This is a genomic window from Curtobacterium sp. 22159, from assembly GCF_052045775.1.
Taxonomy (GTDB): domain Bacteria; phylum Actinomycetota; class Actinomycetes; order Actinomycetales; family Microbacteriaceae; genus Curtobacterium.
This window is the reverse complement of sequence record NZ_JBQEPN010000003.1, coordinates 148,935-161,730: the sequence shown is the minus strand read 5'-3', so window position 1 is coordinate 161,730 and position 12,796 is coordinate 148,935. Positions and strand designations below refer to the sequence as shown.

The following is a 12,796-nucleotide window of genomic DNA, read 5'->3' as shown; positions in this document are numbered from 1 at the left end:
CAGTCCGCACCGTGGCCCCTTTAGGATGGTGCGGTGATCGATCCCCAGCTGCTGCGTGACAACCCGGACGTCATCAAGGCCTCGCAAGAGGCGCGCGGCGCCTCCGTCGCCGTCGTCGACGAGGCCGTCGCCGCGGACGCGGCCAGGCGGAGCGCGATCACGTCGTTCGAGTCCCTCCGGGCCGAGCAGAACGCGTTCGGCAAGACCGTCGCCAAGGCGCCGAAGGACGAGAAGGCCGCGCTCGTGCAGCAGGCGCAGGCCCTCGCCGCGAAGGTGAAGGCAGCGCAGGCCGAGGTCAGCGCCGCCGAGGACCGCTTCGACACCGTCGTCCGCGCGATCCCGAACGTGGTGCTCCCCGACGTGCCGAAGGGCGGCGAAGACGACTTCGTGACGCTCCGCACGGTCGGCACCAAGCCGGAGTTCGACTTCGAGCCGAAGGACCACGCCGACCTCGGCGAGCACCTCGGCATCATCGACATCCCGCGCGGTGTGAAGGTCTCCGGGTCGCGCTTCTACTTCCTGCGCGGCCTCGGAGCCCGCCTCGAGATCGCGCTCATGTCACTCGGCCTCGACCGCGCCGTCGCCGCCGGGTTCGAGCCGCTCATCACGCCGACGCTCGTGCGCCCCGAGACGATGGCCGGCACCGGCTTCCTCGGCGAGCACGCGGCCGAGGTGTACCGACTCGAGGCCGACGACCTGTACCTGACCGGCACGAGCGAGGTCGCCCTCGCCGGGTTCCACGCCGACGAGATCCTCGGCGTCGAGGACGCACCCCTCCGGTACGCCGGCTGGTCGACCTGCTACCGGCGCGAAGCCGGCTCGGCTGGCAAGGACAACCGCGGCATCCTGCGCGTGCACCAGTTCAACAAGCTCGAGATGTTCGCGTACGTGCACCCGGACCAGGCCGAGGCCGAGCACGAGCGGCTCGTCGGTCACCAGGAGCAGATGCTGCAGGACCTCGGACTGCACTACCGCGTGATCGACGTCGCCGGCGGGGACCTCGGTACGAGCGCGGCCCGGAAGTTCGACATCGAGGCGTGGGTGCCGACGCAGGGCACGTTCCGCGAGCTCACCTCGACCTCGAACTGCACGACGTTCCAGGCTCGACGCCTCGACATCCGGTACCGCACCGAGAGCGGCAAGACGGCTCCGGTCGCGACCCTCAACGGGACCCTCGCGACCACGCGTTGGATCGTCGCGATCCTCGAGACGCACCAGCAGGCCGACGGGTCGGTCGTCGTGCCGGAGGTCCTGCGCCCGTACCTCGGTGGCGTCGAGGTGATCGAGCCCCGATGAGCACCCAGGGGCGGTTCGTCGACGGTGCCGCCGGGACCGGCGCGGCACCCGCGCGCACGAAGCGCTGGCTGGTGGCGCTCGACATCGACGGCACGACCATGCGCGAGGACGGGGTCATCACCGACGCCGTGATCGCGGCCGTGCGCGACGCCGAAGCCGCCGGACACGAGGTCATGCTCTCCACCGGTCGCAGCGAGGGCATGACCGTGCCGCTGCTGTCGACCCTCGGGATCGAGCCGAAGTACCTCGTCTGCGCGAACGGCGCCCTGACCCTCGCCCGTCGGCCCGACGGCTCCTACGAGCGGGTGCACGTCGAGCGGTTCGACCCCTCCGAGGTGTTGCAGACCATCCACGGTGCCCTCACCAACGCCGCCTTCGGCGTGGAGGACGAGACCGGACACTTCCTGCTCTCGGACAACTTCCCGGCCGACACCATGACGAACGCCGGCGAGCAGGTGCCGTTCGAGCAGCTGCTCGGCGTCGAGGCCACCCGCGTCGTGGTCATCTCGCCGGAGCACGGGCTCGAGGAGTTCCTGCAGATCGTCGAGGACATGGGGCTGCACAAGGTCTCGTACACGGTCGGGTGGACCGCGTGGCTCGACATCGCTCCCGAGGGCGTGACGAAGGCCACCGCCATGGAACGGGTCCGGGAATGGCTCGACATCCCGCGTTCCCGGGTCTTCGCCGCCGGTGACGGTCGGAACGACATCGACATGCTGCGGTGGGCGTCGACCTCGGGTCGCGGCGTCGTGATGGGGCAGGCACCCGAGGACGTCATCGACGCGGGGAACGAGCTCACCGGTGGCGTCGACGACGACGGGCTGGCAGCGGCGCTCGACTCCTTGCCGCGCTGACGCGCTGGGCGCTGGGCGCTGGGCGCTGTCGCCGGTCGTTCCGGGAGGACCGCTAGACTGCCCACGATCCGTCACGCCGCGCGCGTGGCCGGGTCAGGAGGGTTGTCCGAGCGGCCGATGGAGCCTGTCTTGAAAACAGGTGGGCAGAGATGTCTCGTGGGTTCGAATCCCACACCCTCCGCCACCTGCTGACAGGGTCAGGCAACCCGGCGGTCGTCCATCGCGTCGCGGTCCCATGCGATGCCGATGCCGGGCTCGTCGGGCGCGACGGCCTGCCCGCCCTCGATGGTCATCTCGCGGCTCGTGATCGCTCGGAGCTGGGGGATGTGCTCGACCGTTCGGCCGTTCGGTACGGCTGCGACGAGGCTGACGTGCAGTTCCATGAGGAAGTGCGGCGCGACGGCGACGTTGCAGGCCTCTGCGAGGTGCGCGACCTTCAGCCACGGAGTGATCCCGCCCACGCGAGCGACGTCGGGCTGCACGATCGTCGCGGCGCCACGGCGGAGGTACTCGGCGAACTGGCGGATCGAGGAGAGCGACTCGCCCACTGCCACGGGGATCGTGGTGGCGGCGACGAGACGTTCGTGCCCGGCGAGGTCGTCGGCCGGGAGCGGTTCCTCGAACCATCCGAGGTCGAGCTCGTCGAAGGCCCGTGCTCGCTGCACGGCCTCGGCGCCCGTGAAGGCCTGGTTGGCGTCGACCATGACGCTGAAGGACGGTCCGACGGCTTCGCGGACCGCGCGGAGCCGAGCTGTGTCGTCCGCGACGGTGGGTCGGCCGACCTTGATCTTCGTGCCCGACCAGCCCTTCGCCCGGGCGTCCACGGCGCCGGCGACGAGATCGTCGGCGTCGAGGTGCAGCCAGCCGTGCTCCGTGTCGTAGAGCGGGACGCGCTGCCGGTAGCCGCCGGCCAGACGCCACAGGGGCTCGCCGACCCTGCGGCAGCGGAGGTCCCAGAGGGCGGTGTCGACGGCGGCGAGTGCGAGGCTCGTGATCACGCCGACCGTCGTCGCGTGGGTCGCGGCGTGGAGGGTGTGCCAGAGCTGTTCCACGCAGCGGGCGTCTCTCCCGGGGAGCAGGGGGAGGAGCGACCTGCGGAGGAGTTCGAGTACGGAGTTGCCGCCGGTGCCGATCGTGTACGAGTAGCCCGTCCCCGTGCCTCCGTCGTCCGTGGTGAGGTCGACGACGATCGTCTCCTGCTTGACGAACTGCTGGACTGCGTCGGTGCGGAGGGTCTCGACGGCGACGTCGACGAGCTGTGCCGTGGCGGTGGTGATGACGGGCATGGGAGCGTCCGGTTCAGTTGGTGACGAGCGAGCGGATCGCGGTCGCTGCTGCGCCGCGTGCCCAGTCCTCGAAGGTGTGGGGTCGTACGGCGATCCGGCATCGGTCGGCCGACGCGAACACGTGCTCGCCGTACGACCCCAGGAGGGGTTCCTCGAACAGGTCGAAGGCGGACACCGCCTCACCGCCGATGATGACGAGCTCCGGACCGACCATGTTGACGACGCTGGCGATGGCCGTCCCGATGACGGCCCCGGCTTCCCGGAAGGATTCGCGGCTCGCCGGATCGCCGGCGCGCGCCAGTGCGACGGCCTCGTCGAGCTCGACGGTGCGCCCGTGCGCGGCGGAGACGGCGGCGAGGATCGCCCCGGTGGAGGCCACCGCCTCGACGCAGCCACGGCGACCGCACGGGCAGACGTGGTCCCGCGAGGTGAGGGGGAGGTGGCCGATCTCCCCGGCGACACCGTACGCACCTTCGACGACTTCGCCGTTGAGGTGCAGGCCACTGCCGACACCGCGGCCGATGGTGACGATGGCGAACGAACTGGTACCGAGTCCGACCCCGAACCAGTGCTCGCCGATGGTCAGCGCCCGGACGTCGTTGTCCACGACGATGCGTGGTGTGAGTCGTTCCGACAGCGCGGCACCGAGGTCCACGGAGCGCCACCCCATGATCGCGGAGTCGCGCACGACGCCGGTCTCGGTGTCGACGTCTCCGGAGACCGACACACCGACGCACGCGAGTCGGGCCGCGAGCGGTCCCAGTTGCTCCTCGAGGTCGCTGCAGATCGCGACGACCGCGTCGATGACAGCCGCAGGTTCGCGGGTCGCCAGCGGCATGCGCTCGGAGACGATCGTCCGGTTCGTCAGATCGGTGGCGACACCGACGAGCTCGTCCGAGTTGACCTTCACGCCGATCGCGACCATCGCATCCGGTACGACGGCGACCGGGCTGACGGGGCGACCGGGCATGCCCGTCAACGTGGAGTCGAGCGTGTCGTCGACGAGTCCTGCCGCGATGAGCGGGTTCACGGCCTTGGTGACGGCGGCCTGCGAGACGCCGATGGACCTCGCGACGTCGATCCGGCTGATCGGGCTGCGGGTGAGGATCGTGGTGAACACCCGCGCGGATGCGTCCGAGGAGGCGCGCAGCAGCGCGGTCCGCGATCGGGTCTCGTCGTTCATCGTTCTCCGTCTTCTGGATCACCGTAGCGGGGGACCTACGGCTGTGGTGGGCGGGGTTGCTGCCCGCCCACCACAACCTCCTACTTCTTGGCGATGATCTCCTTGGACTTCTCCTGCGCCTGCTTCAGGAACGACGAGGAGCCCTCCCCGTTGTAGAAGCCCTCGAACATCGGCTGGAGCGTGTCGGTGAGTTCCTGCCCGTTCGCGGTCGGGGGCACCGGGTACAGCTCGCCGTTCTCGAGCGCCGTGACGAAGCTCGAGATGTCGATCCCCTGCGCCTTCTGGGCGTCGACCGTCGACTGCAGGGCCTTCGCGATCGACGGGAGGAAGGTCGCGGTCTTGCCCGCGGTGGTCTGGCACTCGACCGAACCCATGTAGGACACCCATTTCCACGTCTGGTCGACGTGCTTGGTGCCGACGAAGATGTTGTTCGCGTTGGAGTTGCTGATCATGCCGCGGCCCTCCGGTCCCTTGACCGTCGGGGCGATGCCGACCTTGATCCCGGGCACCTTCGTGATCGTCGTCGCGTTCCAGGTGCCGTCTTGCGCCATGGCCACCTGACCGGCGCCCATCTGCTCGGAGGACGAGACCGTGAACTGGCCGAACTTCGGCATGAGCCCCCGCTCACCGAGACCGCGGATGTAGTCGACGGTCTTCGCCAGACGAGGGTCGTCGAACGGGAGCACCTTCGGCCACGCCTTGACCTTGCCGCCGAGCTTCCAGCCGAGCGTCGTGACGAACGGGTTGTACGAGGTCTGCCCGTTGAAGTCGCCGGCGGCGAGGGTACCGATGCCGTAGGTCTTGACGTGCGTCTTGTCGAACCCGGGCTGATCGCCGCGGACGCCCTTGTCGTCGATGGTGAGGTGCGAGACGATCTTGTCGAAGGTGCCGCCGTCGTCGGGGTTCCAGGTCATGTTCTTCACCTCGTCGTCGGTGATCCCTGCGGCCTTGACCATGTCCTCGTTGAAGTAGATCGCCGCACCCGCCCAGTCCAGCGGGATGCCGTACTGCTTGCCGTCGGTGTACTTCCACGAGTCGACGCCGATGTCGAACTTGCCGAGGTCGAACTTCGACTTCTTGATCAGGTCGTCGAGCGGCATGATCTGCTTCTGCCCCGCGTACTGGCCGAGCAGCGGGACGCTGTTCTGGAACGCGTCCGGTGCCGTGCCGGAAACGAATCCGGCGGTGAGCTTCGAGAAGTAGTCGTCGACGTTGTACTGGCTGATCTTGACCGAGATGTCCGGGTTCTCCTTCTCGAACCCGGGGATGCACAACTTGTACGCAGCGGCCTGGTGGTCGTCCCACGTCCACCAGTTCACGGTGGTCTTGCCGCCACCGTCGGCTGAGCTGTTCGAGGAGCAGCCGGCGAGGCCGACGACCGCCAGGGCAGCGGCGGCGATGCCCGCGATGATGCGGATCTTCTTCATGAGGTCCTCACTGTGTTCGCCCGGACACCGTCGTTGGTGGCCGGTTCGGGTTGGGGTCGTGCTGGTGTGATGACGTGGGTGCCGCCGGGTGGCAGGCGCACGTCGTGTCGGATCGAGTCGTGGCGGACGACGATGCACTGATCGGTGTCGCGCAGGTTTCGGATGACGGCCCTGTCGAGGCGCCCTTCGGACCACCAGATGTCGACCGACACACCGCCGCGTGCGCGCAGACCGGTCACGTGGCCTCCCGGCCAGGCGGACGGGAGGCACGGCAGGAGATCGACGGACCCGCGGTGGCTCTGCAGGAGCATCTCGGCGATCCCCGCAGGCAAGCCGAGGTTCCCGTCGATCTGGAACGGCGGATGCGTGCTGAGGAGGTTCGGGAGGAGACCGCCCCACTCCGACCCGTCGACCGGGCCGTGCCGCCGAACGTTCCCCCGGTACGGCGTGAGCGCCTCCGTGAGGAGCGCGTGCGCCACCTCCCCGTCGCGCAGCCGGGCACGGAGGGCGACCTTCCAAGCCCAGGACCAACCCATGGCGCCCCCGCCCCTGGCGTCGAGGAAGCGTGTGGCGGCGTCGGCGAGCGTCGGAGCAGCCTCGTGGTCGATGAGGCCGAGCGGGTAGACGCCGACGGCCGGGGACAGGTGCCGATGCGCCGGTTCGGCCTCCGGGACCTCGGCGGACCACTCGAGGAGTCGTCCGTCGGTGCCGATCGCGGTCGGCGGGATGGCCGCCAGCGCGTCCGTGACCTCCGGGCGCAACGGGCAGTCCGGCTCGACCGTGTCCATGGTGCGGATCGCGCGCTCGAACAAGCCGCGGATCAGTTCGAGGTCCATGGTCGCGGTGAGACCGAGCGCTCGTGCCCGCCCGTCCGCGGCGATCCAGGAGTTCTCGGGCGAGGTCGACGGGGTGGTCCGCGCGCGTCCGTCCGGCTCCCGCTGCAGCCAGTCGAGCGAGAACTCCACGGCGCCGCGCACCAGTGGCCAGACCCGCCCGCGGAGCAGGTCCTCGTCGTCGTTGAAGTCCGTCACGTCGAGCACCGAGTGGCACAGCCACACGCCGCCCATCATCCAGATGGCCCAACTCGGCGCGCCGTGTCCCATGCCGACGGGGAGGCTCCAACCCCAGAGATCGGAGTTGTGGTGCGCGACCCAACCGCGGGCACCGTAGAGCTCGCGTGCCACATCGGCGCCCGTGTCCGCGATGTGCTCGACGAGCGTGATGAGGGGTTCGGTCTCGTCGACGAGGCCGAGCGGGCCGGCCGCCCAGTAGTTCATCTGCGTGTTGATGTTGATCGTGTGGTTCGACGACCAAGCCGGGCGGAGCTCGCCGTTCCAGATGCCCTGCAGATTGGCGGCTGGACCGCCGGGACGTGAGGAGGACGACAGCAGGTACCGGCCGTACTCCGCGATCACGGTGGCTCGGAGGGCCGGGTCGGAGCCGTTGAGCACGTCACGGTCGACGTCCCAGGCACCCGCCCGTCGCCCGCCGATCGCGAACCGTGCGGTCGCCGGCGTCGCAGCGGCGTCACCGGTCTCCGATGGTTCTCGGATCGCGCGGGCGACGCGATGCCGGGCCGTGTCACGGATCCGGTCGCGGCTCCGTGTCCTCCAGTCGCCGTCCGGTTCGTCCCACCACGCCTCCGATCGGGTGGCCGTGGCCAGCACCACTCGGACGGACTGGGCGCCGTGGACGACGAGCTCGCCGCCGTCGGTCCGGGTCCTGCCGTCGGCGAGCACCTCGACCAGCGCGGTGGCGAAGGGATCGTAGGAGGCACTGTCGTCCGGCCACCGGTGCGGCGGGACGACGTCCGGCTCGTGGAGCGGGGCGCCGTCGATCGGGATGAGGACGTCGAGTGCGAGCCCACGCGCCGACCGCTCTCGGCCCAGCGCACGCAGCGGCGTCGCGAGCGAGAGGCGTACTTCGGGGACCGGTCCGGACGCGGAGATGTCGACGACGAGTGCGTGCCCGGCCACCCGCGATCTCCGGTGGAGCACGATCGGTCCCAGGACGAGCTCCTCGTTGACGAGAGCCCGGTCGAGGTCGAGGGTCCGGGTGGGCCTCCCGGCCGGGGGCTGCGCGCCGGGCACGGCGATCCGCAGGTCCACGAAGGGCAGGAACTCCTGGGTGTACCGCCCCTCGAAGGTCATGAGGAGGTCCTCGGCGCGGTCGAGGTCACCGCCGTCGAGCGCGGCGCGTACCTCGGCGAGCCGGCGCGGTCCCGCACCAGCCGCGACGACACTGGCCAACGCTTCGCGGGGTCCGTCGGGAGTCCCCGACCAGACCGTGGCGTCGTTCACCTGGTAGAGCCCGGCCGCTCCGCCGTGCACCATGGCGCCGATCCGCCCGTCGCCGATCGGGCACGCCGATTCCCAGTCGGTCGCCGGTGTGCGCCAGGTCAGGCGCATGGTGTCGGCCTTCACTTCAGCCCCGAGAAGCCGATGCTGTTGACGATCCGCTTGCCGAAGGCCATGAACAGCAGGAGCATCGGCAGCGCAGCGACGATGGTGGCCGCCATCAGACCAGCCCAGTCCGGCTGGGTCTGCGGCGATGACTGCTTGAACACGGCCAGGCCGAGTGTGAGGGGCTGTACGGATTCGTCGGTCGTGACCAGGAGCGGCCAGAAGTAGTCGTTCCACTGGCCGATGAACCCGAGGATCGCCAGGGTGGTGATCGGCCCGCTCGTCATCGGCAGCGTGAGCTGGAACAGCACCCGGAGACGGCCGGCTCCGTCGAGGAGCGCGGCCTCTTCCGTCTCCGTGGAGAGACCGAGCATGAACTGCCGGAGGAAGAAGATGTTGAAGGCCGAGAAGAGCGCTCCCGGCAGGATCATGCCGGCGAACGAGTTGAGGAGTCCGAGCTCCTTGATGAGCACGAAGTTCGGCAGCACGGTGAGGATGCCCGGGACCATGAGTGCGGCGAGGAAGCAGGAGAAGACGAGGTCGCGCCCGCGCCACTGCAACCGAGCGAACGCGTAGGCCGCGATGAGCGAGAAGAAGACGATCAACACGGTCGAGACGCTCGCGTACACGATCGAGTTGACGAGGTAGTGGAGGATGTGGACGGTCGCGCCGGAGCCTCCCTGCGCGGCGGCCTCTGCCGGGTCCTCGAGTCCGAGGACCCGGAGGAACGGTCCGATGGTGAAGCCGACGGGCCACGGCGAGGACGGGTGGGCGATCATCGCGTAGTTGTTCGAGAACGCAGAACGGAGCATCCAGTAGAACGGGAACACCGTGACGACGATCACGATCGTCAGGTACACCCAGGCGAGGGTCTTCCCGACGGAGGGGCGACGTCGCGGTCGCTTGGTCGCGGTGCTGCGGTCCGTCGCGGTGGCGTCCGAGCGCACCGAGGGGGCGGTGGCGGTGGCGGTCATCAGTCGTTGTCCGATTCGTTGGCGCGCAGGAGTCGCATCTGCACGAAGGTGATCACGATGAGGATGGCGAACAGGGCCAACGACATGGCGGACGCGTAGCCGAAGTCGAACTGCCCGAACGCCTTCTGGTAGATGTACATCTGCAGGACGTTGGATGCGTTGGCGGGTCCGCCCTTGGTCGCCACGGAGACGATGTCGAACACCTGGAACGCGCCGATCACGTTGAGGACGATCACGAGTGCGAGGATCGGGCGGAGGAGCGGCAAGGTCAGCCGGAAGAACATCGTCATCTCGCTCGCACCGTCGATGCGGCCCGCTTCGTAGATCGTGGTCGGGACGGTCTGCAGCCCGGCGAAGATGATGATCGAGGTGTACCCGAGGTTCTTCCACACGTGGATGAGCGCGAGCGACGGGATCGCCCATTCGCGGGACGTGAGGAAGCGGATGCCGTCCCCGCCGAGCGCGTGCACCGCCTGGTTGACGATGCCGAGTTGTGCGTCGAGCATCCAGGACCACACCGTGGCGGCGACGACCCCAGAGATGAGGAACGGCAGGATGATCAGCCCGCGGACGACGGTCGACTTCGTCACCCGGTGCAGGACTGCGGCGGTGATCACCGAGACCACGAGTGTGAGCGCGACCGCGACGACCACGAAGTAGACGGTGATGCCGAGCGATTGCCAGAACGTGTCGTCGTGTGCCAGGTCGATGAAGTTCTGGAAGCCGATCCAGGTCGGCGCGCTGAGGAGTCGGTAGTCGGTGAAGCTCAGGTAGAGGCCGCGCAGGGTCGGGTACACGGCGAACACGAGGAACCCGACGGCGGCCGGCGCGATGAGCAGCCACGCCAGCCTGCCGTCACCGCGGTGGGAGGGGGCGAGTGCGTTCACGGCGCGCTTCGTGCGTCGTGGGGGTCTGCCGCCGGACGCCTGCTCGGCGATGGCGGTCGGAGCCTTGGAGAGCGTCATCGATCGTCCTGTCCAGCCCGTGACGTCGTCGTCCGGGCATCGTTTCCGGCCCTTCGCCGTCGGACCGATCCGTGGCGATTGGGGCTTGCGCGACCGACAGTAGACATGGTTAGTTCACGCTGTCAAGCAATCAGTTCCACCGGTTGGAGTCCTCCATGCGTGACGGCATCGGCGCCGTTCTCGCCCTGCGCGCTGCGGGCACGTCCCTCGTCATCGACACCGCTGCTCGGGTGCCGCTCGTGCTGCACTGGGGCGCGGACCTCGGCCCGCTCGACGACGCCTCCGGCCGAGCGCTCGCACGCACGGGTGTCCCGGCGACGCTCAACAACGCGCCGGACGTGCCGCGGCTGTTGAGCCTCGTGCCGAGTGAGTTCGAGGGCTGGTCGGGAACGCCGGGGGTGGAGGGGCACGCGGGTGGTTCGGCGACGACGCCCCGGCCGGAGACGGTCGCCGTCCGGTACGAGTCCGACCGCTCCGGCGGCGGCCGCATCGAGATCTACCTGGTCGACCGCGTGACCGCGCTCCGGACCACCATCACCATCGGGATGGACCACCACGGTGTGCTGACGTTCGACACGACGGTGGTGCGTGACCTCGACCTGTCGGGGGCCGGGCCGCTCCCTCCAGAAGCAGACATCGCGTACTCCCTCGAAGCGCTCCGCACCCTGCTCCCGGTCCCGGAGCGCGCGACCGAACTGCTCGACTTCAGCGGCAAGTGGTGTCGTGAACGCGCGCCGCAGCGCGGACGGGTGCGGTTCGGCAGCCACGTGCGGCGTGGCCGGCGCGGGAAGCCGGGTCATGACGCGCCGTTCCTCGTGGTGCTCGGGACCGACGACCTCGCATCAGGACACGGCGAGGCATGGGGAGCCCACCTGGCCTGGTCCGGCGACGCCGAGTACCTCGTCGAGCGGCTCCCCGAAGGGGCCGGTGCCCAGGCGTCCGTCCTCGGAGCAGGGGAGGCGCTCCGACCGGGTGAGATCCTGCTGCACGACGGGGATCGGTACGACGCCCCGACGGTCCTGTTCTTGTGGTCCGACGCCGGGATCGACGGACTCTCCCGACGCCTGCACGAACGACTCCGCGCGCGGCGCGGGCACCCCTCGACACCGCGCCCCCTCACCCTCAACTCCTGGGAGGCAGTGTACTTCGACCACGATCTCGACGGGCTCCGTGAGCTCATCGAGCGAGGCGCGCGGGTCGGAGTGGAGCGGTTCGTGCTCGACGACGGGTGGTTCCGAGGGCGTCGGGCTGCGGACGCCGGTCTCGGCGACTGGACCGTCGACGAGACGACCTGGCCCGCGGGTCTCGGGCCCCTGGTCGACCTCGTGCACGACCACGGGATGCAGTTCGGGCTGTGGCTGGAACCGGAGATGATCAGCCTCGACTCGGAACTCGCCCGTGAGCACCCCGACTGGGTGCTCGGGCCGCGGGAGGGCCTCGCCGCGCCCGCACGAGCCCAGTACGCGTTGGACATCACCCGACCCGAGGCGTTCACACACGTCCTGGAACGGATCAGCGCGCTCGTGCACGAGTACCGGATCGATGCCGTCAAGTGGGACCACAACCGGGACCTCGTCGAGGCCGTCTCCCGGGTCGGTCTCGCGGACCGCCCGGCCGTCCACGCCCAGACGCTCGCGTTCTACCGTCTGCTCGATCTCCTGCGCGAGCGGCACCCCGGCCTGGAGATCGAGAGCTGTTCCGGGGGCGGCGGGCGGGTCGATCTCGGTGTCATCGAGCGGACCGACCGGGTCTGGCCATCGGACTGCAACGACCCGGTCGAACGACTGCGGATCGAGCGGTGGACCAGGGCGGTCCTCCCGCCGGAGCTCATCGGCTCGCACGTCGGTGCCGAGCGCTCACACACGACCGGTCGTCGCACGGACCTCGCGTTCCGCCTGACGGTCGCGCTCACCGCGCACGCGGGCATCGAGTGGGATCTGCGAGAGGCGGACGAGGACGAGCTCGCAGTCATCACCCGGTGGGCCGCGATGTACCGCGAGTTCCGGGGACTGGTCGCGTCCGGGCGGCTGGTCAACGCGGACCTCGCCGACGACGAGACGAGCCTGAGCGGGATCGTGGCGGCGGACGGCAGCCGAGCGCTGTACACGTGGGCGCGCCTCGGGTCCTCGGCAGCGGGCCAGTCCGGTCGGATCCGGCTGCCGGGCCTTGACCCGCGGGCCTGTTACTCCGTCCGTGTCCGCGACGACCTCGGGGCGGCGCGCCGGCACCAGACAGCGGACCCTGCATGGGTCGCGGCGGCCGCGAGGCCGGATGGCGTCGAGCTGCCCGGTGCCGTGCTCGCCGTCGCCGGCGTCCCGCTCCCCACCCTGACCCCACAGCAGGCGATGCTCTTCGACGTCGTCCGTGTGCCCTGACACGGTCCGCCGATCGGTGTCCTGCCAGACCTGC

General features: G+C 69.7%; 9 protein-coding genes and 1 tRNA gene. 4 read left to right on the top strand and 6 right to left on the bottom strand.

Going from position 1 to position 12,796, the window contains the following annotated elements:
- Nucleotides 1–33: 33 nt before the first annotated feature.
- The 3 genes from serS to ACTJKO_RS04700 all read left to right on the top strand — a co-directional run bounded on the left by serS (nt 34) and on the right by ACTJKO_RS04700 (nt 2,334).
- Complete coding sequence (gene serS / locus ACTJKO_RS04710) at nt 34–1,296, top strand: serine--tRNA ligase (RefSeq protein WP_440686191.1); 1,263 nt, start codon at nt 34–36, stop codon at nt 1,294–1,296.
- A complete protein-coding gene (locus tag ACTJKO_RS04705; protein ID WP_440686189.1) occupies nt 1,293–2,150 on the top strand; it encodes an HAD family hydrolase in 858 nt (285 codons plus the stop codon). The genes serS and ACTJKO_RS04705 overlap by 4 nt, the downstream gene beginning before the upstream one ends.
- A 96-nt stretch (nt 2,151–2,246) precedes the next feature.
- Nucleotides 2,247–2,334 (top strand) — tRNA-Ser (locus tag ACTJKO_RS04700).
- A gap of 13 nt (nt 2,335–2,347) precedes the next feature.
- Here the strand turns inward: ACTJKO_RS04700 and ACTJKO_RS04695 are convergent.
- The 6 genes from ACTJKO_RS04695 to ACTJKO_RS04670 form a co-directional block, all read right to left on the bottom strand.
- Nucleotides 2,348–3,436, bottom strand: coding sequence for a mandelate racemase/muconate lactonizing enzyme family protein (locus ACTJKO_RS04695; protein ID WP_440686187.1), 1,089 nt, complete (start codon nt 3,434–3,436; stop codon nt 2,348–2,350).
- A 13-nt stretch (nt 3,437–3,449) separates the two neighbouring features.
- Complete coding sequence (locus ACTJKO_RS04690; RefSeq protein ID WP_440686185.1) at nt 3,450–4,619, bottom strand: ROK family protein; 1,170 nt, start codon at nt 4,617–4,619, stop codon at nt 3,450–3,452.
- A gap of 80 nt (nt 4,620–4,699) precedes the next feature.
- Nucleotides 4,700–6,046 (bottom strand): ABC transporter substrate-binding protein, encoded by a 1,347-nt coding sequence (locus ACTJKO_RS04685; RefSeq protein WP_440686183.1) that lies wholly within the window; start codon nt 6,044–6,046, stop codon nt 4,700–4,702.
- A complete protein-coding gene (locus tag ACTJKO_RS04680) occupies nt 6,043–8,469 on the bottom strand; it encodes a glycosyl hydrolase family 95 catalytic domain-containing protein (protein WP_440686181.1) in 2,427 nt (808 codons plus the stop codon). Before ACTJKO_RS04680 ends, ACTJKO_RS04685 begins: the two co-directional genes overlap by 4 nt.
- Nucleotides 8,466–9,422 (bottom strand): carbohydrate ABC transporter permease, encoded by a 957-nt coding sequence (locus tag ACTJKO_RS04675; protein WP_440686179.1) that lies wholly within the window; start codon nt 9,420–9,422, stop codon nt 8,466–8,468. The genes ACTJKO_RS04680 and ACTJKO_RS04675 overlap by 4 nt, the downstream gene beginning before the upstream one ends.
- A complete protein-coding gene (locus tag ACTJKO_RS04670; RefSeq protein ID WP_440686177.1) occupies nt 9,422–10,387 on the bottom strand; it encodes a carbohydrate ABC transporter permease in 966 nt (321 codons plus the stop codon). Before ACTJKO_RS04670 ends, ACTJKO_RS04675 begins: the two co-directional genes overlap by 1 nt.
- A gap of 155 nt (nt 10,388–10,542) precedes the next feature.
- On the opposite strand from ACTJKO_RS04670, the gene ACTJKO_RS04665 reads away from it, so the two are divergent.
- Nucleotides 10,543–12,762 carry an alpha-galactosidase gene (locus ACTJKO_RS04665; protein ID WP_440686175.1) on the top strand — a complete coding sequence of 740 codons (2,220 nt, stop codon included), beginning with the start codon at nt 10,543–10,545 and terminating at the stop codon, nt 12,760–12,762.
- Nucleotides 12,763–12,796: the final 34 nt, after the last annotated feature.